This window comes from Pseudomonas sp. Z3-8 (assembly GCF_051131975.1).
Lineage (GTDB): Bacteria > Pseudomonadota > Gammaproteobacteria > Pseudomonadales > Pseudomonadaceae > Aquipseudomonas.
Genome location: NZ_CP071643.1, coordinates 4,480,387 through 4,505,424 on the forward strand (window position 1 = coordinate 4,480,387; position 25,038 = coordinate 4,505,424).

The window sequence follows — 25,038 nt, forward strand, 5'->3', positions numbered from 1 at the left end:
ACTCTCCCAAACACCCCCCGCGAGAAACGAAAAACTCCGATCCAGCCGTAGGACCTGTCCTTTTTTTGCACCGCCCGTTGAATAAGATGGCGATCTTGATAAGGCTGTAGGCCAGCAACGACGGCCCTTGCGATGGAAGCGATTCACAGAACCGCTCAGCCGGAGGAGAATGTCGCAAAAGCCCCACTCGAAGGAGCCCCAGAATGTCCGTTCCAAAAACGATGTTTCAACTCAGCGGCCGCGGTTATGCAGCGGCCAACCTGAGTCAAGCGACGCTGATCATCATCGATGCCCAGAAAGAGTATCTCGCCGGCCCCCTGGCCCTCAGCGGCATGGATGCGGCAGTCGCGAACATCAAGCAACTGCTCGGCGCAGCCCGCACCGCCGGCCGGCCGATCGTGCATGTACGCCACCTCGGTACCCACGGCGGGCTGTTCGATCCACAGGGCGAACGGGGAGAATTCATTCCAGGCCTTGAGCCGCGGGACGACGAAACCATTATCGAAAAGCTCTTGCCAAGTGCTTTCCACGGCACCGAACTGAAGAAGCGCCTGGAAGATTTCGGCCCACTGGATCTGATCGTCTGCGGTTTCATGAGCCACTCCAGCGTCAGCACCACCGTGCGCGCCGCCAAGAACCTGGGCTTTCGCTGCACCCTGGTCGAAGACGCCTGCGCCACTCGTGATCTGCCGCACAAAGGCGGCGTGCTGAGCGCCGAACACGTCCACCAGACTGAAATGGCGATCATGGCGGACAACTTCGCCACCCTGGCCATGACCCGCGACTTCACCTGAAACACCTGATGAGCGGCTGGTTGCGCCGCTCATCCGCAAAAACGTCTCATTTGCTGCAATTGTCCCGGCGTCAGGAACAACCCGAACATCTTCCGGTCGAAGGGCCGATACCCATTGAGGAAGGTCGGAATGAAGTTATCCGATGGTTTTGACGCACGTCGCTTGCGGCCCAAGGGCCCGAGCAACTGGCGATTTCGTATCGGCGCGGGGATCGCGGCGCTGCTGGCAACGCTCGGTGTGCTGCTGGCGATGGCCGGCGCCGCCAGCCTGCTCGGCCGTCCACCCGCGCTGGGCGAGTTGAATGCCACCCCGCTCGGCTCGGCGATCATCCTGGCAATCGGTCTGTTGGTTCTGCTGTTGGGCATCTGGCTCTGGCGCCGTTGCCGCCGCCGCGCCCGCCAATCCCTGGAGCTGGCCATGGCTCCCCATCTGATGAAAAAACACGACTGATCCGCCATCCGACGTTTTGTCGCGCCCTATCCCAGCGGAGTTGGGTAAACTGGCCGGCCTTCGCGGAGGCTGACATGCAAGACGACGACTTTTCCCTGTTCAAAAGTGCGATCCAGGGCGTAAAACCGATCAAACACGATCGCGCCGAAACCGGCAAGCCAAAGGCCGATCGCGCGCAGATCGCCAAGTTGCGCCAGGCCGCCACCGTGCGCACCGAAGCAACGACCGTGGATGGCCTGTCCGATCAGTTCGTCATCGACGTCGGCCCTGAAGACGAGTTGATGTGGGCGCGCGACGGGGTCCAGGAAAGCCAGATGCGCAAGCTGAAGGTCGGCCAGATCCCCTTCGAAGGCAGCCTCGACCTGCACGGCATGACCGTCGAAAAGGCCCGGGAAACCCTCTGGGCCTTCCTCGCCGAAGCCACCCGATTCGAAATCCGCTGCGTGCGCGTCACCCACGGCAAGGCGGTGCGGCTGGACGGCAAGCGACCGATGATCAAGAGCCACGTCAACACCTGGCTGCGCCAGCACCCGCAAGTGCTCGGCTTCACCTCCTGCCAGGCCAGGCACGGCGGCGCCGGGGCGGTCTACGTGATGCTCAAGCGCACCATGATGGAAGGTCGCGACGAGTAACCCTCGATTGCCGAGCTTGCAGCGCCGTGTCCGCCACCGTACCCTTGCCCTTTGCGTAAAATCCCACAGGTAGTTTCATGTCTCTGGAACAGAATTACACCGCGATCCTCGGCCAACTCGGCGAGGACGTTTCCCGCGAGGGCCTGCTCGACACGCCCAAGCGCGCTGCCAAGGCCATGCAGTACCTTTGCCGCGGTTATGAACAGACCCTGGAAGAAGTCACCAACGGTGCCTTGTTCAGCTCCGACAACAGCGAAATGGTGCTGGTCAAGGACATCGAGTTGTACTCGCTGTGCGAGCACCACCTGTTGCCTTTCATCGGCAAGGCCCATGTGGCCTACATCCCGAGTGGCAAGGTGCTGGGCCTGTCGAAAGTCGCGCGTATCGTCGATATGTATGCGCGTCGCCTGCAGATCCAGGAAAACCTCAGCCGCCAGATCGCCGATGCGGTCCAGCAGGTGACGGGGGCCATGGGCGTGGCAGTGGTGATCGAAGCAAAGCACATGTGCATGATGATGCGCGGTGTGGAAAAACAGAATTCTTCGATGATCACGTCGGTGATGCTCGGTGAATTCCGTGAAAACGCGGCGACCCGCATGGAATTCCTCAGCCTGATCAAGTAACGCGATGCATCAAGAAAACCGGCATTGATCGCCGGTTTTTTTTCGCCTGGCAAAAATCAGGTAAGCTGCGCGCCCTCTTCTTCCCTGCTTCGAGGCTTGCACCGTGATCGTCAAAGCGCTTCGAGTTGGTCTGGGCCAGCTCATCATCTTCATCGATTTCATCACTCGACCCGGCAAGAAAAAGCGCTCGGCCGAGGCCCAGGCGCAAGTCGACCAGGCGGCCCGCAGCCTGACGCTTTATCAGTTCCATGCCTGCCCGTTCTGCGTGAAGACCCGCCGCGCCCTGCACCGCCTCAACGTGCCCGTGACCCTGCGCGATGCGAAAAACAACGAGCAGGATCGCCAGACGCTTCTGGAACAGGGCGGCCGGATCAAGGTGCCTTGCCTGCGTATTGAAGAGAACGGCGAGACCACCTGGATGTATGAGTCCAAGGTGATCATTGATTATCTGGATAAGCGGTTTTCGGCGGTCTGAGATTTTTGCCGGGGTTGATGACCCCTTCGCGAGCAGGCTCGCTCCCACAGGGGGATCGCATTTCCATGTGGGAGCGAGCCTGCTCGCGAAGAGGCCGGTCGATCCAACCCAAGCCTCAAGCCGCCTCGGCAGCCAAAGCCCCCCGCACCACCCCCGCCAGTCGCCTGAGCCCTTCATCCAGCCGCGCCGGATCGATATGGCTGAAATTCAACCGCAAGTGCCCGGGATGCTTGTCCGGCTCGGGAAAAAACGGCTCTCCTGGCATGAACGCCACATCCTCCGCCAGGGCTGCGGCAAGCAAGGTCCGGGTATCCAGCGGTTGCTTGAGGGTCAGCCAGAAAAACAGCCCGCCCTGGGGCACGTTCCAGTCGGCGATGTCGGCGAAATGCTTTTGCAGCGCGGCCTGGAACCTGTCGCGGCGATCCCGGTAAAAATCCCTCAATTCACTCAAATGGCTGCGGTACTGCTCGGTGCCGATCCATTGCAACGCCTGCCACTGGCCGATGCGATTGGTGTGCAGGTCCGCTGACTGCTTGAGCCGTAGCAGATGCGGGAACAGGTCCGGGCTGGCAATCAGATACCCCACCCGCAGCCCAGGTAGCAGCGTCTTCGACACCGTGCCGGTGTAGATCCAGCTGGCCTTTTTCAAACGGCTGGCAATTGGCGTGGCGCTGCCGCCATCGAAGGTCAGTTCGCGATAGGGCTCGTCCTCCACCAGCGTCACGCCGAACTCGTCCAGCAGTGCCGCGACCGCATCGCGCTTGGCCTCGCTGTAGCGTACCGCCGAAGGGTTCTGGAACGTTGGGATCAGGTAGATGAACGCCGGTCGATGCTGCTGCAGCCGGGCCCGCAATTGCTCAAGGTCCGGACCATCCGCTTCAAGGGGCACGGTGATGCAATTGGCGCCGAACAACTGGAAAATCTGTAAAGCCGCAAGGTAGGTCGGCGCTTCGAGCAGGATCTCGGTGCCGACGTCAATGTGCAGCTTTGCCGCCAGATCGAGGGTTTGCTGGGAACCGCTCACGACCAATACCTGACCGGCCTCACAAGCCAGGCCCAACGATCGCGCCTGCGCTGCCAGCGCTTCACGCAAGGCCGGCTCACCTTCGCTCATGCCGTATTGGCCCATGGACAGCGGCATGTCTTCCCACTGCACCTTCGGCAGCATGGCTTCGGCCGGCAGGCCGCCGGCAAATGACATCACTTCCGGGCGCTGCGCCGCGGCGAGAATTTCCCGGATCAAAGAACTCTTGAGGCGCGAGACACGTTCGGAAAAAGCCATGGGGTCACCTGTAGCGAGGCGTTGGAAAAATGAGTCAAACTGTTTGACCGAAATTACCGCGCCGCCTCTGGAAACGTCAATATGCTTGACCTTAAAAATCCGACCTCCCAACAAATGGCCATGGAAGCGTTCTTCTTCGGTTATCAGGCGTTCACCGCCAAAGCCGATGAAATGCTTGAGCGCCGGGGCTTGAGCCGCGTGCATCAGCGCATTGTTTTTTTCATTGCCCGTTATCCATCATTGAGTGTGAAGGAGCTGCTGGCGCTGCTTGGCGTGAGCAAACAGGCATTGAACATGCCGCTGCGGCAATTGATGGAAATGCATTTGGTGAACAGCGTTGCCTCCGAGGCCGACAAGCGCAAGCGGCTGCTGGAACTGACTGCCGAGGGCGCGCGCTTTGAACAGGCGTTACGGCGCGAGCAGGTGAAATTGCTTGAACGGGTGTTTGCCGAGGCGGGGGAAGCGGCGGTGGATGGGTGGCTGGCGGTGAATCTGGGGTTGGGGAAATCCAGTGAATGAAGGCGTCTGCTCCGCCGCTATCGCGAGCAAGCTCGCTCCCACAGGGTTCATCGGTGAACACAATCTTTCATTCACCACAGCACCATTGTGGGAGCGAGCTTGCTCGCGATAGCGTCCTGAAGGCCGATATAGCCCGACCGTCATAATTTTCGTCAACAAAACAGAAAACATTATTTGCTTTATTTGTATACAAAAGCATAATTCGCTTCGTGCGAGTTCCTGACCAAAAGGTCAACTACTTCGCCAGCCTTACCGCCTCAATGCCTCGCAGCCCTCCTCAGGGAGCACGCGGTGCTGAAATAACAATAAGACTCTTGAGGAGTACTCGCTGTGGAAAGCCGCAAACCCGAAGCCCAGACCCTGGACCTTTCGCCGCCACTACGCAGTGGCTGGCTGGAGCGAATCTTCAAACTCAGCTTGCATGGCACCACGGTGAAGACCGAGCTGATCGCCGGCCTGACGACCTTCATCACGATGGCCTACATCATCTTCGTCAACCCAAACATCATGGCCGACGCGGGCATTGACCACGGTGCTGCGTTCGTCGCTACGTGCATTGCCGCCGCCCTGGGTTGCCTGTTGATGGGCCTGTATGCCAATTGGCCGGTAGGCCTGGCGCCGGGCATGGGCCTGAACGCTTTTTTCACCTACACGGTCGTCGGGACCATGGGCTACAACTGGGAAACCGCGCTGGGCGCGGTGTTCGTTTCCGGGGTGTTGTTCATGTTCCTGACCCTGTCGCGGGTGCGTGAGTGGTTGCTCAACAGCATTCCGGTGAGCCTGCGCTACGCCATGGGTGCGGGGGTCGGATTGTTCCTCGGGCTGATCGGCCTGAAGACCGCCGGAATCATCGTCGACAGCCCGGCGACGCTGATCAGGCTGGGTTCCTTGCATGAGCCAGGACCGTTGCTGGCCGCCGTGTGTTTCCTGATGATCGCCGTGCTGAGCTATCACCGCGTGTTCGGCGCGATCCTGATCAGCATCATTGCCGTGACCCTGGCCGGTTGGGGCCTGGGACTGGTGCAATACAACGGCGTGATGTCGACGCCGCCGAGCCTGGCTCCGACCTGGATGGCGATGGACGTCGCCGGCGTGTTCAACGTCAGCATGATCAGTGTGGTACTGGCCTTCCTGTTCGTGCATATGTTCGACACCGCCGGCACCTTGATGGGCGTCGCCCAACGCGCTGGCCTGGTAAAGCCCGACGGCAAGATCGAAAACCTGTCCAAGGCCCTCAAGGCCGACAGCGCCTCCAGCGTATTCGGCGCGATGGTCGGTGTTCCGCCGGTGACCAGCTACGTGGAAAGCGCGGCCGGCGTCGCAGCCGGCGGCCGCACGGGGCTTACGGCGGTGACGGTCGGTGTGCTATTTATTGCCGCCATGTTCTTTGCCCCGCTGGCCGGGATGATTCCTGCCTACGCCACGGCCGGCGCCTTGATTTATGTGGCCATGCTGATGATGGGCGGCATGGCTCACATCGAGTGGGACGAAGCGACCGACAGCATCCCGGCCATCGTCACCGCCATCATGATGCCGCTGACCTTCTCGGTCGCCGATGGCATCGCGCTGGGTTTCATCACCTACGTGGTACTCAAGGCCGGCACCGGTAAACACAAGGAAATATCCGTCAGCCTGTGGGTGCTTTGCGCGATCTTTATCGCCAAGTTCATCTTCTTGTAAGCGGGCCCCGTCTGTATCCGCCTCACCCCGTCGGGTGAGGCTTTTGTGCATCAGGAGCAAAGCAATGAATCTGGAAACCTGGTTGTTGTTCACTGGCGCCGCCTTGGTGGTGATCCTCATCCCCGGCCCGCTGTCGCTGCTGATGATCAGTAACAGCCTCAACTACGGTCTGCGTCGTTCTTATCCGGCGTTCCTCGGTGGGGTGGTCGCCTCGATCTGCCTGTTGAGCGCCTCAGCGCTGGGGCTCGGGGCGCTGTTGCTGGCGTCGGAACAATTGTTCAGCGCCCTGAAAGTTGTCGGCGCGCTGTATCTGTTCTACCTCGCCTGGCAGAGCTGGCAGCAATCGCGCCAGCCATCCCAAGGTGCCGAAGTGCCCCAGGCTACCGCCACTCCAAGGTTTCGCGCCCTGTTCGGCCGGGCATTCGTGCTGGGCGCGAGCAACCCGAAAGACATCCTCTTTTTCGCGGCGTTCTTGCCGCAATTCCTGAGCGCCGAACAGCCATTCCTGCCGCAACTGCTGATCATGATCGCCACCTGGACCGTGCTCGACCTGCTGTGCAAACTGGCCTATGGCCTGGGTGCCCACGGCGCTGCCCGGTATCTGCGTACCGGCAAGGGCCAGAGCTGGTTCAACCGGGTTAGTGCGGGGTTGTTCAGTGGGGCGGGGGCGGCTTCTTTGTTGAGCCGCTGATAAGCAAAAGCTTCGCGAACAGGCTCGCTCCCACACTGGATTACTGGTGTTCACGAAACCTTGTGGGAGCGAGCCTGCTCGCTAAGGCGGCCTCGAAGACAACCTCTTTTTCAAGGCCAAAAAAAGCCCGCAGTGTGAGCGGGCTAAAAACCAAAGAAGCTCTATGCGCAGTCGCTTCCAGGGCAAGGCAGCTGCTTGGGGGCTCAGCTGCCTCGATAGGTTGAATAGGCGTAAGGCGAAATCAGCAGGGGCACATGGTAATGCTCCTGCTCCTGCGAAATACCGAAGCGCAGCACCACCACATCAAGGAACGCCGGCTCGGCCAGTTGCACGCCACGGGCGCGGTAGTAGTCGCCGGCGTGGAATTGAATCTGGTAGACCCCGCTGCGGTAGTCATCCCCTTGCAGAAGCGGTGCGTCGCAACGGCCATCGCTGTTGGTCAATGCGCTGGCGACCAGCTGCAATTGCGAACCTTCGACGCGGTACAGCTCGATCCTGATCGAGCTGCCCGGACAACCGTGCGCAGCATCCAAAACGTGTGTAGTCAGACGTCCCATTGATTGTGCGCGCCTTGCCGCAAGGCGACCAGGCACGGCGCCTCCTGAGTCAGTTGAAAAAGACAGGCCGCACCATTCTGAAGCATTAACGCTGCGGCAATTCTCGAATTAAGACACTTTAAACATTAATTGTACACAATAAAAAATGAATTTTTCTCGTGCACGCCGCCTGACGATGGTTCCGCCCGACTCCCGGTCCGCCCCTGCTTCGACAAAGGCTTATGAAGGGCAAATTGACCAAGTGGGCAGATTTCTTGCAGTGTAGACAAACCGAAGGTCGCGATGAAAAATGCAAAAAACAGGCTTACAAGTCGAATATAAAGTTGTATACAATCAGCCCATCGTCGTGACGCCAGCCTGTGATCCCCCCAAGGCGCCACCTACATGGTTCGAAGAAGAAGGAAGACTGCAGTGAGCGCTGACTACCCACGCGACCTGATCGGTTACGGCAGTAACCCTCCCCACCCGCAATGGCCGGGCAATGCCCGAATCGCCCTGTCTTTCGTACTCAACTATGAGGAAGGCGGCGAGCGCAACATCCTGCACGGCGATCGTGAGTCCGAAGCGTTCCTCTCGGAAATGGTTTCGGCGCAACCGTTGCTGGGCGAGCGCAACATGAGCATGGAGTCGCTATACGAGTATGGCAGCCGTGCCGGCGTCTGGCGGATCCTCAAGCTGTTCAAGCAATTCGATATTCCGCTGACTATCTTCGCCGTGGCCATGGCCGCCCAGCGCCATCCGGACGTGATCCGCGCCATGGTCGCCGCCGGCCACGAAATATGCAGCCACGGCTATCGCTGGATCGACTACCAGTACATGGATGAAGCGCAGGAGCGCGAACACATGCTCGAAGCGATCCGCATCCTCACCGAACTTACCGGCGAGCGGCCGTTGGGCTGGTACACCGGCCGCACCGGCCCCAATACCCGGCGATTGGTAATGGAAGAAGGCGGCTTTCTCTATGACAGCGACACCTACGACGACGACCTGCCGTACTGGGAGCCGAACAACCCCACCGGCAAGCCGCACCTGGTAATCCCTTACACACTCGACACCAATGACATGCGCTTCACCCAGGTGCAGGGTTTCAACAAGGGCGACGACTTCTTCCAGTACCTCAAGGATGCCTTCGACGTACTGTATGCCGAAGGCGCCGAAGCACCGAAGATGTTGTCCATCGGCCTGCATTGCCGCCTGATCGGCCGTCCTGCCCGCCTCGCCTCCCTCAAGCGTTTCCTGGAATACGTCAAAGGCCACGAACAGGTGTGGTTCAGCCGCCGGGTCGACATTGCACGCCACTGGCAGCAGACCCACCCGTATCCGGGAGCTTCGAAATGACTGCCTTCCAGACCCTCAAGCCTTCCAGCCTGAGCCGCGAAGCGTTCGTCGAAGCCTTCGCCGACATCTACGAACATTCGCCATGGGTTGCCGAAAAGGCCTTCGACCTGGGCCAGGATCCCTCGATCGACCAGATCGAAACCCTGCACCAGCGCATGAGCGACATCCTGTTGAGTGCCGACCACGCCAGCCAGCTGGCGTTGATCAACGCTCACCCGGACCTGGCCGGCAAAGCCGCCGTCCAGGGCCAACTGACCGAAGCCAGCACCAACGAACAGGCTGGCGCCGGTATTCACCAATGCACGGCCGAAGAGTTCCAGCGCTTCACCGAGCTGAACGAGGCCTACAAGGCCAAGTTCAAGTTTCCCTTCATCATGGCGGTAAAAGGCAGCAACCGGCACCAGATCCTTGCCGCGTTCGAAACGCGCATTCACCACTCGGCGGACGCCGAATTCAAATGCGCATTGGCAGAGATCAACAAGATCGCGTTGTTCCGATTACTGACCCTTTAGCGAGCAGCACCTCAAGACCAGGTCCTGCAAGCATCCCCAGCCAACTTATCAAAGGCAGACAAGAAGAATGAAAGCTTACGCCGTACCGTTCGAGAAATTCGTCAACCTGGCCGACGCCCGCCTGGGCACCAGGATCATTTCGGTGACCGATGACTGGTTCGCCGATGCCAACCGCCTGTTCCAGCCGACCCCGGCCGTATGGAAGGAGGGTGTGTTCGACGATAACGGCAAATGGATGGACGGCTGGGAGTCGCGCCGCAAGCGTTTCGAAGGCTACGACAGCGCGGTGATCCGCCTGGGCGTGCCGGGCTCGATCAAGGGCGTGGATATCGACACCTCATTCTTCACCGGCAATTACCCACCGTCGGCCTCCCTGGAAGCCTGTTTCCTGGCTGAAGGCGAGCCGGATGAAAACACCCAGTGGACCGAAGTGCTGTCGGCCGTCGAGCTGAAGGGCGACAGCCACCACTACCACGAAATCAGCAACGACCAGGCGTTCAGCCATCTGCGTTTCAATATCTATCCGGACGGTGGCGTGGCCCGCCTGCGGGTCTACGGGGTTCCATACCGCGACTGGTCCGCCGTCGGTGACAACGAACAGATTGACTTGGCTGCCGCCCTCAACGGTGGCCGTGCCCTGGCCTGCTCCGACGAACACTTCGGCCGCATGAGCAACATCCTCAACCCGGGCCGTGGCGTGAACATGGGCGACGGCTGGGAAACCGCCCGTCGGCGCACCCCCGGCAATGACTGGGTGATCGTCGCCCTGGGCCATGCCGGCATTGTTGAGAAAGTCGTCGTCGATACCCTGCACTTCAAAGGCAACTACCCGGACAGCTGCTCGATCCAGGGCGCGTTCGTCAAAGGCGGCACCGACAGCCAGATCGAAACCCAATCGCTGTTCTGGCGTGAACTGCTGCCGAGCCAGAAGCTGGAAATGCACGCCGAACACACCTTCGCCGAGCAGATCAAGGAACTAGGGCCGATCACCCACATCCGCCTGAACGTGTTCCCGGACGGTGGCGTGAGCCGCCTGCGGGTAGTGGGCAAGGTGTCGAAACAAGGGTGAATCCCAATCGCGAGCAAGCTCGCTCCCACATTTGAAATGCGTTCCCCTGTGGGAGCGAGCTTGCTCGCGATGGCGGCATAACAAACAACACAGAATTCAAGGTTAAGAAGACCAGCATGCGCACACTCAAGATCGAGCCATTGACCAAAGAAGCCTTCGCCCCGTTCGGTGACGTGATCGAAACCGACGGCAGCGATCACTTCATGATCAACAACGGTTCGACCATGCGCTTCCATCGCCTGGCGACGGTCGAGACCGCCACGCCGGACGACCAGGCGATCATCAGCATCTTCCGCGCCGACGCGCTGCAGATGCCCTTGACCGTGCGCATGCTGGAGCGCCATCCGCTGGGCAGCCAGGCCTTCATTCCGCTGCTCGGCAACCCCTTTCTGATCGTGGTCGCGCCACTTGGCGATGCACCTGTATCAGGCTTGGTCCGCGCCTTCGTCACCAACGGCAGGCAGGGCATCAATTACCATCGCGGCGTCTGGCACCACCCGGTGCTAACGATCGAAAAGCGGGATGACTTCCTGGTGGTTGATCGCAGTGGCACAGGCAACAACTGCGATGAACATTTTTTCCAAGAGGATGAGTATTTGATCCTCGCCCCCCACCAGCGGACGGAGTGAAAACTGCTGCGCTCGGCAATACTGCGTTGAAAACAGACTCGAAATGCTCATTGACTAAAGTCAACTCCGCTTTCTCGCCAGTTTTCGCCTTGTCTTGCCTTCGCTCGCTACGTTTTCACACCGTCCCCAAGAGAAGGTCCGATCACCCGAAGACAAGGGTGACGGGCGAGAGGTAAAGACTGTGGAAGCACATATGCTGGAATGGCTGAACCTGAGCGTTCGCTGGGTTCACATGATCACTGGCGTGGCCTGGATCGGCGCGTCGTTCTACTTCGTCTGGCTGGAAAACAACCTCAATCGCGTCAATCCCCGGAGCGGCCTGGCCGGTGATTTATGGGCCATCCACGGTGGCGGCATCTACCACCTGGAAAAATACAAACTCGCGCCGCCGTCCATGCCGGACAACCTGCACTGGTTCAAATGGGAAGCCTATTTCACCTGGATGTCGGGCATCGCCCTGCTGTGCCTGGTGTTCTATTGGAACCCGACCGTCTACCTGCTGGCTCCCGGCAGCAGCCTGAGCGGCGCTGAGGGTGTTGCCCTGGGCATCGGTTCATTGTTCGTTGGCTGGTTCGTCTATTCGGCACTCTGCGACTCGGCACTCGGCAAGCGCCCCGCCCTGCTCGGCCTGATTCTGTTCGTGCTGTTGATCGCCGCGGCCTACGGCTTCAGCAAGGTGTTCAGCGGTCGCGGCGCCTACCTGCATGTCGGCGCCGTCATCGGTACGATCATGGTCGGCAACGTGTTCCGCATCATCATGCCGGCCCAGCGCGCCCTGGTGGCGGCCATCGCCGAGAACCGCACGCCTGACCCGGCGTTGCCGGCCAAGGGCCTGTTGCGTTCGCGCCACAACAACTACTTCACCCTGCCGGTGCTGTTCATCATGATCAGCAACCACTTCCCGAGCACCTACGGCAGCCAGTACAACTGGCTGATCCTGGCCGGGATCGCCGTGGCGGCCGTGTTGGTGCGTCATTACTTCAACACCCGCCATGACAGCAACCGGTTTGCCTGGACGCTGCCGGTCGGCGCCCTGGCGATGATCTGCCTGGCTTACGTCACCGGGCCCAAGCCAATGCCAACGGCACCGGAAGTCGCCAAGGCTCCTGGCGTGATCGAGTATCAACCGTTGCCGGAAACGGCGGTGGGCGGCGGGGCCAAACCGGCCACGGCGCCAGCCGCTCCGGCAACCGCGCCCGCCCAGGCGTCCAGTGCGCAGGGCCCGTCATTTGAAAAGGTCCACAGCGTGATCCAGGAGCGCTGCTCGGTCTGTCATTCGGCCAAGCCCACCAGTCCGCTGTTCAGCGCCGCGCCAGGCGGGGTGATCTTCGATACGCCGCAGCAGATCCAGCAACAGGCCGCACGCATCCAGGCCCAGGCCGTAACCACCCAGATCATGCCCTTGGGCAATATCACCCAGATGACCCAGCAGGAACGTGACCTGATCGGAGCCTGGATCACCCAGGGCGCACGCACCAACTAGTCCGGCCAGACACACCCCGCTCCACCCGCAATACCGCAGACAGGCAGGCCGGCACACGACCGGTCGCCCGTCAGCGGCCGCCTGCGCCTCAACAATAAGAACAAGAGGAAAGCTTTATGCATGCGCTCCATCGTCACGCCTCCAGATGCGCCGTCGCAGCGCACTTGAGTCGCCCCAGGCAAGTCCGTATCCTGCGCGGCCGTTCAAACCCGGACACCTCAAAATAATCATCAGGTCCTGAGCGACCCACCGACTTTCAGCCACTGCCACAAACAAAAAGCTGACCGAACGGATGTTTTGTCCGTGGAAAAAGGCGCCACACCAGAGCGCTGACGACAACAACGCGGTACCACTTACCTTTGGGAGCAAACCGAATGAAACGTACGTGCACCAGCCTGATACTCGCAGGATCGTTGCTCGCCGGCAGCCAAGCCATGGCCGGCGATCTGTTGCAGTGGCAGAACAACAGCCTGAGTTACCTCTACGGCAAGGATTTCCAGATCAATCCGCGTATCCAGCAGACCGTGACGTTCGAACACGCCGATGCCTGGACCTACGGCGACAACTTCTTCTTCCTCGACCGGATCTTCTACAACGGCGAAGACGACAGCAATTCCGGCCCGAACACCTACTACGGCGAGTTCAGCCCGCGCCTGTCGTTCGGCAAGATTTTTGATCAGAAGCTGGAACTGGGCCCGGTCAAGGACGTGCTGCTGGCCATGACCTATGAGTTTGGCGAAGGTGACAACGAGTCCTACCTGATCGGCCCGGGTTTCGACCTGGCGATTCCCGGCTTCGATTACTTCCAGCTGAACTTCTACAACCGCCAGACCGAAGGCTCGCGGGCAGGCGACAACGTCTGGCAGATCACCCCGGTCTGGGCCGTCACCGTCCCGGTGGGTTCATCCGACATTCTGTTCGATGGGTTCATCGACTGGGTCGTCGACAACGACAGCAACGCCAAGGGCACGTACCACGCCAACCTGCATATCGTCCCGCAGATCAAATATGACCTGGGCAAGGCCTTGAAGCTCGGCGCCAAGCAGCTATACGTGGGCGTGGAATACGACTACTGGAAGAACAAGTACGCCATCGAGGACAGCGAAAGCTTCAAGACCAACCAGAGCAATACCAGCCTGTTGGTCAAATACCATTTCTGACCCGGCGTACCCATAAAAAAACCGGACCCAAGGTCCGGTTTTCATCTGGATAGAACGATACACCGTGTAGATACAACCATGCACCGTGGCGAGGGAGCTTGCTCCCGCTGGGCTGCGTAGCGGCCCTTTTTTGTGAGCGCTTCGCACTGGAGCGCCAGCCCGGTCAAGCGGGAGCAAGCTCCCTCGCCACGGGTCTGTTTCCACCCGGGTTCTCGTTCATGGGCTTATTCAGCCGCCGGCGCCTCGGGCTTGCGGCGTTTGAGCGGGGCCATGCCGTCCTTGCTGACCAGCGATGGCGCGTCGCTCTTCGGGCGGTTGGCGGTCTTGCGCTTGGTCGGGGCCTTGGCGCCGGTTTTTTTCTTGTCGCCCTTGGCGTCGACCTTTTTCTTCTTCACGCCAACGGCCTTGCCCGATGCCTTGACCTTTTTCGGTCCGCCGTAGGTGCCTTTGACTTCCTTGATGGTGCGGCGCTCGAAGCTCTGCTTGAGGTAGCGTTCGATGCTCGACATCAGGTTCCAGTCGCCGTGGCAGATCAGCGAGATCGCCAGGCCATCGTTGCCGGCGCGACCGGTGCGGCCGATGCGGTGCACGTACTCGTCGCCGCTGCGGGGCATGTCGAAGTTGATGACCATGTCCAGGCCATCGACATCCAGGCCACGGGCGGCGACATCGGTGGCAACCAGGATCTTCACACCGCCCTGCTTGAGGCGGTCGATGGCCAGCTTGCGATCCTTCTGGTCTTTCTCACCGTGCAGTACGAACGCCTTGTATTCCTGGGCGACGAGACGACCGTAGATGCGGTCGGCCATGGCCCGGGTGTTGGTGAACACGATGGCTTTTTCGTAGGTCTCGTTGGCCAGCAACCAGTTGACGATCTGCTCTTTGTGCTGGTTGTGGTCAGCGGTGATGATTTGCTGGCGAGTCGTGGAGTTCAGCTGGCTGACCGCGTTGAGCTGCAAGTGCTCAGGGTTGTTCAGGACCTTGGCGATCATCTCGCGCAGGCCCGAACCGCCAGTGGTCGCGGAGAACAGCATGGTCTGCTGGCGATTGACGCATTCATCCACCAGGCGCTGCACGTCTTCGGCAAAACCCATGTCCAGCATGCGGTCGGCTTCGTCCAGCACCAGCACTTCGACTTCCTTGAGGTCGAGGTTGCCGGCGTTCAGTTGCTCGATCATCCGCCCCGGGGTGCCGATCAGGATATCCGGCACCTTGCGCAGCATGGCGGCCTGGACCTTGAAATCTTCCCCGCCGGTGATCAGGCCGGACTTGATGAAGGTGAACTGCGAAAAGCGCTCCACTTCCTTCAAGGTCTGCTGGGCCAGTTCGCGGGTCGGCAGCAGGATCAGAGTCTTGATGCTGACGCGGACCTTGGCCGGGCCGATCAGGCGATTGAGGATCGGCAGCACGAACGCAGCGGTCTTGCCGCTTCCGGTCTGCGCCGTCACCCGCAGGTCACGCCCCTGGAGCGCGAGCGGAATAGCCGCTGCCTGCACCGGCGTTGGCTCGACAAATTTAAGCTCGGCCACGGCTTTGAGCAGGCGTTCGTGCAGGGCGAATTGGGAAAACACGGGTGCTACCTCGAAGAAATGCAAAAAAACAGCTGCATAGGTTACCGGTTTCGAGCGCGCAGGCCGAGTTTCTTTATACAAACGGCTGCAAATCAGTGTGTTTTCAAGACCGGATTTGTCATCAACGGTCACTTCGCCACGCTTAAATGCTCTAATTCGCCCATCGCGCTCATAGAAGACCGTCTCGTCCATGGATATCAAACAATTCTGGCTCAACCTTCAGGATTTCTGGGGGGCCCTGGATCAGCACCCGCTCCTGCATTCCGGTCTCGCCCTGGCCCTGCTGCTGGCGATCGCGCTGGTGCTCGGACGCCTGGCGCGTTACCTGATCCTGCACGGCGCCAAGCTGATCGGCCGCCAACCAGCCCTGCACTGGGTCAACGACCTGCGCCAGAACAAAGTCTTCCATCGCCTGGCGCAGACGACGCCGTCGCTGATCATCCAGTTCGGCCTGCACCTGGTGCCGGGGCTGAGCAAGACCAGCATGGTCTTCCTAGGCAATGTCGCGCTGGCCTTTACCATCCTCTTCATGCTGCTGGCCGTCAGTGCCCTGCTCAGTGCGCTACTGGACGTCTATGCGCGCACCGAACACGCCCGCACCCGCTCGATCAAGGGCTACGTGCAGTTGACAAAAATGGTCCTCTACGTGTTCGGCGCGATCATCATCGTCGCCACGCTGATCGACCGATCACCGCTGTTGCTGCTGTCGGGCCTGGGTGCGATGTCGGCGGTGATCCTCCTGGTCTACAAGGACACGCTGCTGTCGTTTGTCGCCAGCGTGCAGTTGACCAGCAACGACATGCTGCGGGTCGGCGACTGGATCGAAATGCCCCAGGTGGGCGCCGACGGTGATGTGGTGGACATCACGTTGCACACGGTGAAGGTGCAGAACTTCGACAAGACCATCGTCTCGATCCCCACCTGGCGCCTGATGTCCGAATCGTTCAAGAACTGGCGCGGCATGCAGCAATCCGGCGGACGGCGGATCAAGCGCAGCCTGTTCATCGATGCCAGCGGCGTGCGCTTCCTCCACGACGAGGAAGAACAGCGCTTGACGCAGGTGCGCCTGCTGACCGATTACATCGGCCGCAAGCAGGCCGAGCTCAAGGCCTGGAACGAAGCCCAGGGCAACGTCGCGGCGATGTCGGCCAACCGCCGGCGGATGACCAACCTGGGCACTTTCCGCGCCTATGCCCTGGCCTATCTGAAAAGCCACCCGGAGATCCAGCCGAACATGACCTGCATGGTCCGCCAGCTGCAGACCACTGCCCAGGGTATCCCGCTGGAAATCTACTGCTTCACCGGCACCACCGTGTGGGCCGACTACGAGCGCATCCAGGGGGATATCTTCGATTACCTGCTGGCGGTGATGCCAGAGTTCGGGCTGGGCTTGTACCAACAGCCGAGCGGTACGGATCTGCGGGCGGGGTTGCTGCCGGCGGTGTTGGGGGCAAGCCATATTCCGGAACCGGAAAAGCAGGTGGTCTGAAGCCAACCCGATTCCCCTGTGGGAGCGAGCTTGCTCGCGATAGCGGTGTATCAGAAACATAGATGTTGACTGATAGTGCGCCATCGCGAGCAAGCTCGCTCCCACAGGGTTCAGGGTGAAGGCTGGGGCTGGGGCTGGCGTATCCCCAACCGACTGATCCACACCGCCGCGAGTATCACCGACCCACCCAGCAGCAACCGACCCAACGCCTCATGCTGGTTCCAGATCAGCAGGTTCACCAGCAACCCCACCGGCACGTGCAGGTTGTTCATGACCGCCAATGTCCCGCCGTTCACCAGGCACGCGCCCTTGTTCCACCAATACAGCCCCAGCGCGGTGGAGACCAGGCCGAGGAATACCAGTACGCCCCATTGCAACGGCGCTTCAGGCCAGAAATCGGCCTTGCCGAACAGCAGGAAGGCCGGCAGCGCGACCATCAGCGCGCCGAGGTAGAAATAGCCGAAACGCCGATAGTGCGGCAGGTCGCTCGGGTGCCGCGCCACCAGGTGCTTGTACAACACTTGCCCGGCCGCGTAGGTGAAGTTCGCCAGTTGCAGCAGCAAAAAGCCCATGAAGAAATCCGGGTTGATCCGGTCATAACGAATCACCGCCGCGCCGGCCACCGCCACCAGCGCCGCAATCAAGGCCCAGGGGTTGAAGCGTCGATTGAGTGCATCTTCGATCAAGGTCACGTGCAGCGGCGTGAGGATGGTAAACAGCAGCACTTCCGGCACCGTCAGTACGCGGAAACTCAGGTAGAGGCAGACGTAGGTCACGCCGAACTGCAGGGCGCCGATCAACAACATGCCGCGCATGAACGACGGCTCAACCTGGCGCCAGCGGGTCAGTGGAATGAACACCAGCCCCGCCAACACTACGCGCACCAGCACCGCGAAATAACTGTCGACATGCCCGGCCAGGTATTCGCCGATCAGGCTGAAGGAAAACGCCTGGATCAAGGTCACAAAAAGTAGATAGCCCATACCGCCCCTCGTTTCGAATGGCGGCGAAGATAGCGGTTTTTCAGGATCACCGCTAACCGCAATAACCAGCCCAGACACTAAACCCTGTGGGAGCGAGCTTGCTCGCGATGGCTGCCTGACAGTCGAGAGAGATGTCGGCTGACATTCCGCTATCGCGAGCAAGCTCGCTCCCACAGGGGAAATTCAGTGAATGGGAGGTGGCAGACAAAAAAAAACCCGATCTCGCTTAGCGTTCAATCGGGCGGCTGCACTCAGGAGCAATAAGTGCCAAGGGAGGTTCGATGCGCAAAACGGTTTGAAGGGAAGCGCCAAGTCACTAGAACACCTGGCGATTACCCGAGGATTAACGCTCAGGCCACTTGGGATAGCTTGGCGTTGGCCTGGTTCAGCCCCTTCTCCTGGAAGTCGCCGCCCAGGTTCATGCCTTCGGCATGGATGAAGGTCACGTCGTGGATACCGATGAAGCCCATGACTTGGCGCAGGTACGGTTCCTGGTGATCGGTGCTGCCACCGGCGTGAATGCCGCCGCGGGCGGTGAGCACGAAAGCGCGCTTGCCGGTCAATAGCCCCTGGGGACCGGTGGGGGTGTACTTGAAGGTCACGCCGGCGCGCAGCACGTGGTCGAGCCAGGCTTTCAAGGTGCTCGGGATGGCGAAGTTGTACATGGGCGCGGCCATCACCAGTACATCGGCGGCGAGCAGCTCATCGGTCAACTGGTTGGAGCGCTCCAGCGAAGCGTTCTCGATGTCGTTGCGCTGCTCGGCCGGTTTCATCCAGCCCCCCAGCAGATGGGCGTCCAGGTGCGGAACCGGGTTGACTGCCAGGTCGCGAACGCTGATCTCATCGGCCGGATGCGCGGCTTTCCACTGGCTGATAAAGGTCTGGGTCAGTTGACGGGAAACCGAGTCTTGCTGGCGGGCACTGCTTTCGATGATCAGAACGCGGGACATGGCTTGTAGGCTCCATCTGAGAATGTTGTAAGTCGATGGAGTGAAGGTTAAGCGCGATCATATCGATGAAAAAGCGCAAATAATTGCTGCAAAACATCGATTATTTCGTTTATAAGCGGAGCACGCCTTGTGACGCTGCCCCGCCGCTGGTTATTTCGGCTTGCAGGTCAGCTCGATGCGCAGCTTGATGATGTTGCGGTTGAACTTGGCGGTGGCGTTCTTGAACTTGCCGGCGGCGACTTCGATCTTGCGGGTTCGCGGCGCTTCGGGGCCGTTGCGAAACACCACGCTGCACGCCGCGTCGGTGCTGCCGTAGTTGTTGACCTGGATCGAGCCGATGTCGGCATCGGTGTCGTAGGCGGTGTAGTCGATGCTCAAGCCGTTGAGGTGTTTTTCCACGTCGATCGGGTAGGCAAACGCACTCAGCGGCAGCAGGGCCAGCAGCGCACAACAGATTTTTTTCATTCGGCAGTCTCCACGAGGGGACCGCCAGCTTAGGACAAGAGGAGCTCAATATGAAAGCGCCCCGCGTGACCCTTGATCAATGGCGAACGTTGCAGGCGGTGGTGGACCATGGTGGTTTCGCCCAGGCCGCCGAAGTACTGCACCGCTCTCAATCATCGGTGAGCTACACCGTGGCCCGCATGCAGGATCAGCTCGGCGTGCCGTTGCTGCGTATCGACGGGCGCAAGGCCGTGCTGACCGAAGCCGGCGGCGTGCTGCTGCGCCGTTCCCGGCAACTGGTGAAACAGGCCAGCCAGCTGGAAGACCTGGCCCACCACATGGAGCAGGGTTGGGAAGCTGAAGTGCGCCTGGTGGTCGACGCGGCCTACCCCACTGCCCGCCTCGTCCGCGCGCTGACCGCGTTCATGCCGCAGAGCCGGGGCTGCCGGGTGCGGCTGCGCGAAGAAGTGTTGTCCGGCGTCGAAGAGGTGCTGCTCGAAGGCGTCGCCGACCTTGCCATCAGCGGCTTCAGCATTCCCGGTTACCTGGGCGCGGAACTGAGCGATGTCGAATTCGTCGCGGTGGCCCATCCCGAGCACGCCCTGCACCGACTCAACCGCGAGCTGACGTTCCAGGACCTGGAAAGCCAGCTGCAAGTGGTGATCCGCGACTCCGGCCGCCAGCAGCCCCGCGATGTCGGCTGGCTCGGCGCCGAACAGCGCTGGACCGTCGGAAGCCTGGCCACCGCCGCGACATTCGTCGGCAGCGGCCTGGGCTTTGCCTGGCTGCCCCGGCACATGATCGAGCGAGAACTCAGGGAGGGCACGCTCAAACGTCTACCCTTGGATCAGGGCGCCAGCCGCAACCCGAGCTTCTACCTGTATTCGAACAAGGAAAAGCCCCTGGGACCGGCCACGCAGATTCTCATCGAGCTGCTGCGCACCTTCGATACCGCGCCGCTGGATGCGCCGTTCGCTGCCCCTGAACAAGCCTGACAAGGATCTCGCCGATGGCCTTTTTCGAACATGAAGGTTGCAACCTGCACTATGAGGAATATGGCCACGGCACACCGTTGGTGCTGGTCCACGGGTTGGGCTCCAGCACTCGCGACTGGGAAAAGCAGATTCCCGTGTTGTCGCGCCACTACCGCCTGATCGTGATGGATGTGCGCGGCCACGGCCGCTCCGACAAGCCGCGCGAGCACTACAGCATCGCGGGCTTCAGCGCCGACCTGGGCGCCCTGATCGAGCACCTCGATCTCGGCCCGGTGCACCTGGTGGGCTGGTCCATGGGCGGCATGATCTGTTTCCAGCTGGCCGTGGACGAACCCGCACGGGTCAGGAGCCTGTGCATCGTCAACAGTGCCCCTGAAGTCAAAGTCCGTACGCCCGACGATTGCTGGCAATGGTTCAAGCGCTGGAGCCTGATGCGCCTGCTGAGCCTGGAAACCATTGGCAAGGCCCTCGGCCAGAAGTTGTTTCCCAAGCCCGAACAAACCGAACTGCGCCTGGAAATGGCCCGGCGTTGGGCAGAGAACGACAAACGCGCCTATCTCGCCAGTTTCGACGCCATTGTCGGCTGGGGCGTGCAGGAACACCTGGCGCAAATTGCCTGTCCAACCCTCATTATCTGCGCCGACCACGACTACACCCCGGTGGCGCTGAAAGAGGCCTATGTAAAACTGCTGCCTGACGCACGACTGGCAGTCATCGCCGATTCACGGCACGCTACGCCCCTGGATCAACCCGAACGCTTCAACCAGACCCTGCTCGAATTCTTGACCGCAACCGACTTCACTACCCAGGATCACTGAACCCATGCTGAAAAAAATCGCCCTCGCCGCCGGCACCGTACTGTTTGCTGCCAACCTGATGGCTGCCACGCCGGCCAAGGCACCACACGTCCTGCTGGACACCACCAACGGCCAGATCGAAATCGAACTGGACCCGGTCAAGGCGCCCATCAGTACCAAGAACTTCCTTGAGTACGTCGACAGCGGCTTCTACAACAACACGATTTTCCATCGCGTGATCCCGGGTTTCATGGCCCAGGGCGGCGGTTTCACCCAGCAGATGCAGCAGAAAGACACCAAGCCACCGATCAAGAACGAAGCCAGCAATGGCCTGCATAACGTTCGCGGCACCTTGTCGATGGCCCGCACATCCAACCCGGATTCGGCCACCAGCCAGTTCTTCATCAACGTGGCCGACAACGCCTTCCTCGACCCGGGCCGCGACGCCGGCTACGCGGTATTCGCCAAGGTGGTCAAGGGCATGGACGTGGTGGACATCATCGTCAACTCCCAGACCACCACCAAACAAGGCATGCAAAACGTGCCGATCGATCCTGTGATCATCAAGTCGGCCAAGCGCATCGACTGAACCCACAGGGCAAGCCTGAGCGGCGCCGGCAAACCCGCGCCGCCCACCGCAAAAAAGGAGAGCCCCCGCCCGGGCTATGTACCCCATGGTTTACCGCCGTTTTGAAAAACTGATCGACATCTTCCGCGACGCCCCGACCTCGGCCCCGCCGAACCGCGTCCTGCCCTTCTACACGTATTACCTGAAACAGGTCTGGCCCAGCTTCGCCGCACTGCTGGTGGTTGGCCTGATCGGCGCGCTGATCGAAGTGGCGCTGTTCAGCTACCTGAGCCGCATCATCGACCTGACCCAGGCCACGCCCAACACCGACTTCTTCAAGCTGCACGGCCTCGAGCTGGCCTGGATGGCGGTGGTCGCGCTGGTGTTCCGGCCGATCTTCGTGGCCCTGCATGACCTGCTGGTGCACCAGACCCTGAGCCCGAGCATGACCAGCCTGATCCGCTGGCAAAACCACAGCTATGTGCTCAAGCAGAGCCTGAACTTCTTCCAGAACGACTTCGCCGGGCGCATCGCCCAGCGCATCATGCAGACCGGCAACTCCCTGCGCGACTCGGCGGTACAGGCCGTGGATGCGTTGTGGCACGTGCTGATCTATGCCATCAGCTCACTGGTGCTGTTCGCCGAAGCCGATTGGCGCCTGATGATCCCGCTGCTGGCCTGGATCGCCGCCTACATCGGCGCGCTCTGTTACTTCGTGCCACGGGTCAAGGAACGCTCCGTGGTGTCCTCCGACGCGCGCTCCAAGCTCATGGGCCGGATCGTCGACGGCTACACCAACATCACCACCCTGAAGCTGTTCGCCCACACCAACTTCGAACAGCAATACGCTCGCGAAGCCATCGAGGAACAGACCGAGAAAGCCCAGTTGGCCGGCCGCGTGGTGACGAGCATGGACGTGGTCATCACCAGCATGAACGGGCTCCTGATCGTCGGCACCACCGCCCTGGCGCTGTGGCTGTGGACGCAATCGCTCATCAGCGTCGGCGCCATTGCCCTGGCCACCGGCCTGGTGATCCGCATCGTCAACATGTCCGGCTGGATCATGTGGGTGGTCACCGGCATTTTCGAAAACATTGGCATGGTCCAGGACGGCTTGCAGTCCATCTCCCAGCCGGTCAGCGTCACCGACCGCGAACAGGCCAAGCCGCTCGCGGTGGCCCGTGGCGAGGTGCGTTTCGAGCATGTCGATTTTCACTACGGCAAGAAAAGCGGCGTGATCAGCGACCTGAACCTGACCATCAGGCCCGGCGAGAAAATCGGCCTGATCGGGCCGTCCGGCGCGGGCAAGTCCACGCTGGTGAACCTGCTGCTGCGCCTCTATGACGTGCAGGGCGGACGCATCCTCATCGACGGCCAGGACATTGCCCATGTCGGGCAGGAAAGCCTGCGCGAACGCATCGGCATGATCACCCAGGACACCTCGCTGCTGCACCGCTCGATCCGCGACAACCTGCTTTACGGCAAGCCCGACGCCACCGACGCGCAACTCTGGGAAGCGGTGCACAAGGCCCGTGCCGATCAGTTCATCCCGTTACTGTCGGACGCCGAAGGCCGCAGCGGTTTCGATGCGCACGTCGGTGAGCGCGGCGTGAAGCTCTCCGGTGGCCAGCGCCAACGCATCGCCATCGCCCGGGTATTGCTCAAGGATGCGCCGATCCTGATCATGGACGAAGCGACCTCCGCGCTGGATTCGGAAGTCGAAGCGGCGATCCAGGAAAGTCTCGAGACGCTGATGCAAGGCAAGACCGTGATCGCCATTGCCCACCGCCTCTCGACCATCGCCCGGATGGACCGGCTGGTAGTACTGGAAAACGGCCACATCGCCGAAACCGGCAGTCATGCCGAGCTGTTGGCCCATGGCGGGCTGTATGCGCGGCTCTGGCAGCATCAGACGGGTGGATTTGTCGGGATTGATTGACTCCGGAGTCCGCACAAAACCCGTGGCGAGGGAGCTTGCTCCCGCTGGGGTGCGCAGCGCCCCCCTTGGAGCCCGGTCCAGCTTCATGGTTGGATTCAGATTTTTTGGGGCTGCTGCGCAGCCCAGCGGGAGCAAGCTCCCTCGCCACGGGGTTTCATAACATCCTCAGCACTGCCGATACGGCAGTGCTGTCCTGGCCTCTTCGGCATACGCCAGCACGCCCTCATGCTCACGCACGAGGAAATCCGCCACCGCCGCCTTCAGGCCCGGATGGCGCAAGTAATGCCACGAGCGGGTAATCACCGGCTCGAACCCACGAATCAATTTATGCTCGCCCTGGGCCCCGGCGTCAAAGCGCTGCAGACCGTTGGCGATCGCATAGTCCATGCCCTGGTAGAAACACGTCTCGAAGTGCAGGCGATCGAACTCCGCGAGACAACCCCAGTAACGGCCGTAAAAACTGTCGCCCCCGACCAGGCTGAATGCCATCGCCACCGGCCGCGAACCTTGCTTGGCCAGCACCACGCGAATGGATTCGGGCATGCGCTCGGCCAGCAGGCTGAAGAATGTCCGGGTCAGATAAGGTGCTTGCCTACGCACCGCATAGGTATTGGCGTAACAGGCGTAGACAAAATCCCATTGCGCCTCGTCCAGTTGATGGCCTTCGAGCCACTCGAACTCGATGCCCTGCCCTGCCACTTGCTCGCGCTCCTTGCGCATCTGCTTGCGCTTGCGGGAACTGAGCGCATCAAGGAAATCCTGGAAATCCCGATAGCCGCGATTCTGCCAGTGGTACTGGCAACCGATCCGCTGCAGCCAACCCACCTGACCGGCCAGCGCCGCATCGGTAAAGGCATCGGTGAAGTTGATGTGAGCGCTGGAAAGCCCTTCGATTTCCAGATAACCCGGCAGGCTGCCGAGCAATTCCAGACCGTCCTCCACTGACGCCGCCAGCAGCCGCGGCCCGCTGACCGGACTGAACGGCACCGCCGTCAACAGCTTGGGGTAATAGTCGATGCCCGCCCGGGCACAGGCGTCGGCCCAACCATGATCGAACACGTACTCGCCGTAGGAATGCCACTTGCGGTAACTGGGCAGGGCCGCCAGCAGCCGTCCGTCTTCCATGTGCAACAGGTGCTCGGGCTGCCAGCCGGAATGCGCACCCAGGCTGGCGCTGTCTTCAAGTGTGCTTAAAAAAGCGTGGCGCAGGAACGGTTGATTGGCGGGCACCAACGCGTCCCACTCGGGTGACGCGATGGCGGACAGGTTGTCCAGGACGTGAAGCGGCATGCGGTTCCTCGATATCCAGGCGGCGGATTACCCGAGTATCGCCGATCCAGGCCGGTCGGGCATAAAAAAACCCCGCCAGAGGCGGGGTTCAAAGGAGCGTAACGGATGAAAGTGGAGC

General features: G+C 60.9%; 26 protein-coding genes. 19 read left to right on the forward strand and 7 right to left on the reverse strand.

The window, feature by feature from the left end:
- Positions 1-203: 203 nt before the first annotated feature.
- From J3P94_RS20465 to J3P94_RS20485, 5 genes are all read left to right on the forward strand, one after another.
- Complete coding sequence (locus J3P94_RS20465; protein WP_305496139.1) at positions 204-794, forward strand: cysteine hydrolase family protein; 591 nt, start codon at positions 204-206, stop codon at positions 792-794.
- A 129-nt stretch (positions 795-923) separates the two neighbouring features.
- Positions 924-1,244: a hypothetical protein gene (locus J3P94_RS20470; RefSeq protein ID WP_305496140.1), complete on the forward strand. Its 321-nt coding sequence runs from the start codon at positions 924-926 to the stop codon at positions 1,242-1,244.
- A 74-nt stretch (positions 1,245-1,318) separates the two neighbouring features.
- Positions 1,319-1,876 (forward strand): Smr/MutS family protein, encoded by a 558-nt coding sequence (locus J3P94_RS20475; protein WP_434569435.1) that lies wholly within the window; start codon positions 1,319-1,321, stop codon positions 1,874-1,876.
- A gap of 77 nt (positions 1,877-1,953) precedes the next feature.
- Positions 1,954-2,499, forward strand: a complete 546-nt coding sequence (gene folE / locus J3P94_RS20480; protein WP_305496142.1) for a GTP cyclohydrolase I FolE — start codon at positions 1,954-1,956, stop codon at positions 2,497-2,499.
- A 103-nt stretch (positions 2,500-2,602) separates the two neighbouring features.
- On the forward strand, positions 2,603-2,974 hold the full coding sequence (locus J3P94_RS20485) for a glutathione S-transferase N-terminal domain-containing protein (RefSeq protein WP_434569436.1): 372 nt from the start codon (positions 2,603-2,605) through the stop codon (positions 2,972-2,974).
- A gap of 115 nt (positions 2,975-3,089) precedes the next feature.
- Here the strand turns inward: J3P94_RS20485 and J3P94_RS20490 are convergent, their stop codons facing one another.
- Positions 3,090-4,256: a PLP-dependent aminotransferase family protein gene (locus J3P94_RS20490; protein ID WP_434569437.1), complete on the reverse strand. Its 1,167-nt coding sequence runs from the start codon at positions 4,254-4,256 to the stop codon at positions 3,090-3,092.
- 81 nt (positions 4,257-4,337) lie between these two features.
- On the opposite strand from J3P94_RS20490, the gene J3P94_RS20495 reads away from it, so the two are divergent.
- From J3P94_RS20495 to J3P94_RS20505, 3 genes are all read left to right on the forward strand, one after another.
- Positions 4,338-4,775, forward strand: a complete 438-nt coding sequence (locus J3P94_RS20495; protein WP_305496145.1) for a MarR family winged helix-turn-helix transcriptional regulator — start codon at positions 4,338-4,340, stop codon at positions 4,773-4,775.
- A gap of 330 nt (positions 4,776-5,105) precedes the next feature.
- Complete coding sequence (locus J3P94_RS20500) at positions 5,106-6,455, forward strand: NCS2 family permease (RefSeq protein ID WP_434569438.1); 1,350 nt, start codon at positions 5,106-5,108, stop codon at positions 6,453-6,455.
- A 64-nt stretch (positions 6,456-6,519) separates the two neighbouring features.
- Positions 6,520-7,146, forward strand: a complete 627-nt coding sequence (locus J3P94_RS20505; RefSeq protein WP_434569439.1) for a LysE family translocator — start codon at positions 6,520-6,522, stop codon at positions 7,144-7,146.
- A gap of 203 nt (positions 7,147-7,349) precedes the next feature.
- Here J3P94_RS20505 and uraH read toward each other — a convergent pair whose 3' ends face one another.
- Entirely contained in the window at positions 7,350-7,703 is a 354-nt protein-coding gene (gene uraH, locus J3P94_RS20510; RefSeq protein ID WP_434569440.1) for a hydroxyisourate hydrolase, read from the reverse strand.
- A 411-nt stretch (positions 7,704-8,114) separates the two neighbouring features.
- Here uraH and puuE point away from each other — a divergent pair, with 411 nt between their 5' ends.
- The 6 genes from puuE to J3P94_RS20540 all read left to right on the forward strand — a co-directional run bounded on the left by puuE (position 8,115) and on the right by J3P94_RS20540 (position 13,894).
- Complete coding sequence (gene puuE, locus J3P94_RS20515) at positions 8,115-9,041, forward strand: allantoinase PuuE (protein WP_434569441.1); 927 nt, start codon at positions 8,115-8,117, stop codon at positions 9,039-9,041.
- On the forward strand, positions 9,038-9,553 hold the full coding sequence (gene uraD, locus J3P94_RS20520) for a 2-oxo-4-hydroxy-4-carboxy-5-ureidoimidazoline decarboxylase (RefSeq protein WP_434569442.1): 516 nt from the start codon (positions 9,038-9,040) through the stop codon (positions 9,551-9,553). The genes puuE and uraD overlap by 4 nt, the downstream gene beginning before the upstream one ends.
- Before the next feature lie 67 nt (positions 9,554-9,620).
- Positions 9,621-10,622, forward strand: a complete 1,002-nt coding sequence (gene alc, locus J3P94_RS20525) for an allantoicase (protein ID WP_434569443.1) — start codon at positions 9,621-9,623, stop codon at positions 10,620-10,622.
- Between the two features lie 116 nt (positions 10,623-10,738).
- Positions 10,739-11,251 (forward strand): ureidoglycolate lyase, encoded by a 513-nt coding sequence (locus J3P94_RS20530; RefSeq protein ID WP_434569444.1) that lies wholly within the window; start codon positions 10,739-10,741, stop codon positions 11,249-11,251.
- A 181-nt stretch (positions 11,252-11,432) separates the two neighbouring features.
- The gene (locus J3P94_RS20535) at positions 11,433-12,734 is read left to right on the forward strand and encodes a urate hydroxylase PuuD (protein ID WP_305496153.1); all 1,302 of its coding nucleotides are present in this window, start codon (positions 11,433-11,435) and stop codon (positions 12,732-12,734) included.
- A gap of 374 nt (positions 12,735-13,108) precedes the next feature.
- Entirely contained in the window at positions 13,109-13,894 is a 786-nt protein-coding gene (locus tag J3P94_RS20540; protein ID WP_434569445.1) for an outer membrane protein OmpK, read from the forward strand.
- A gap of 224 nt (positions 13,895-14,118) precedes the next feature.
- On the opposite strand, the gene J3P94_RS20545 is transcribed toward J3P94_RS20540, so the two are convergent.
- Entirely contained in the window at positions 14,119-15,465 is a 1,347-nt protein-coding gene (locus tag J3P94_RS20545) for a DEAD/DEAH box helicase (RefSeq protein WP_434569446.1), read from the reverse strand.
- 190 nt (positions 15,466-15,655) lie between these two features.
- Between J3P94_RS20545 and J3P94_RS20550 the strand changes: the two genes are divergently transcribed.
- Positions 15,656-16,954 (forward strand): mechanosensitive ion channel family protein, encoded by a 1,299-nt coding sequence (locus J3P94_RS20550; RefSeq protein WP_434569447.1) that lies wholly within the window; start codon positions 15,656-15,658, stop codon positions 16,952-16,954.
- Between the two features lie 110 nt (positions 16,955-17,064).
- Here J3P94_RS20550 and J3P94_RS20555 read toward each other — a convergent pair whose 3' ends face one another.
- The 3 genes from J3P94_RS20555 to J3P94_RS20565 all read right to left on the reverse strand — a co-directional run bounded on the left by J3P94_RS20555 (position 17,065) and on the right by J3P94_RS20565 (position 19,352).
- Positions 17,065-17,937, reverse strand: coding sequence for a carboxylate/amino acid/amine transporter (locus tag J3P94_RS20555; RefSeq protein WP_434569448.1), 873 nt, complete (start codon positions 17,935-17,937; stop codon positions 17,065-17,067).
- Positions 17,938-18,287: 350 nt separating this feature from the next.
- Positions 18,288-18,887, reverse strand: coding sequence for an FMN-dependent NADH-azoreductase (locus J3P94_RS20560; RefSeq protein WP_305496158.1), 600 nt, complete (start codon positions 18,885-18,887; stop codon positions 18,288-18,290).
- A gap of 150 nt (positions 18,888-19,037) precedes the next feature.
- Entirely contained in the window at positions 19,038-19,352 is a 315-nt protein-coding gene (locus J3P94_RS20565) for a 3-phosphoglycerate kinase (RefSeq protein ID WP_305496159.1), read from the reverse strand.
- Between the two features lie 50 nt (positions 19,353-19,402).
- Between J3P94_RS20565 and J3P94_RS20570 the strand changes: the two genes are divergently transcribed.
- From J3P94_RS20570 to J3P94_RS20585, 4 genes are all read left to right on the forward strand, one after another.
- Positions 19,403-20,326, forward strand: coding sequence for a LysR family transcriptional regulator (locus J3P94_RS20570; RefSeq protein ID WP_305496160.1), 924 nt, complete (start codon positions 19,403-19,405; stop codon positions 20,324-20,326).
- A gap of 14 nt (positions 20,327-20,340) precedes the next feature.
- Complete coding sequence (locus J3P94_RS20575; protein WP_434569449.1) at positions 20,341-21,144, forward strand: alpha/beta fold hydrolase; 804 nt, start codon at positions 20,341-20,343, stop codon at positions 21,142-21,144.
- A gap of 4 nt (positions 21,145-21,148) precedes the next feature.
- Positions 21,149-21,712, forward strand: a complete 564-nt coding sequence (locus J3P94_RS20580; protein WP_434569450.1) for a peptidylprolyl isomerase — start codon at positions 21,149-21,151, stop codon at positions 21,710-21,712.
- An 85-nt stretch (positions 21,713-21,797) separates the two neighbouring features.
- On the forward strand, positions 21,798-23,630 hold the full coding sequence (locus J3P94_RS20585; RefSeq protein WP_434569451.1) for an ABC transporter ATP-binding protein: 1,833 nt from the start codon (positions 21,798-21,800) through the stop codon (positions 23,628-23,630).
- A gap of 165 nt (positions 23,631-23,795) precedes the next feature.
- Here J3P94_RS20585 and J3P94_RS20590 read toward each other — a convergent pair whose 3' ends face one another.
- Positions 23,796-24,920, reverse strand: a complete 1,125-nt coding sequence (locus J3P94_RS20590) for a GNAT family N-acetyltransferase (RefSeq protein WP_434569452.1) — start codon at positions 24,918-24,920, stop codon at positions 23,796-23,798.
- Positions 24,921-25,038 lie beyond the last annotated feature (118 nt).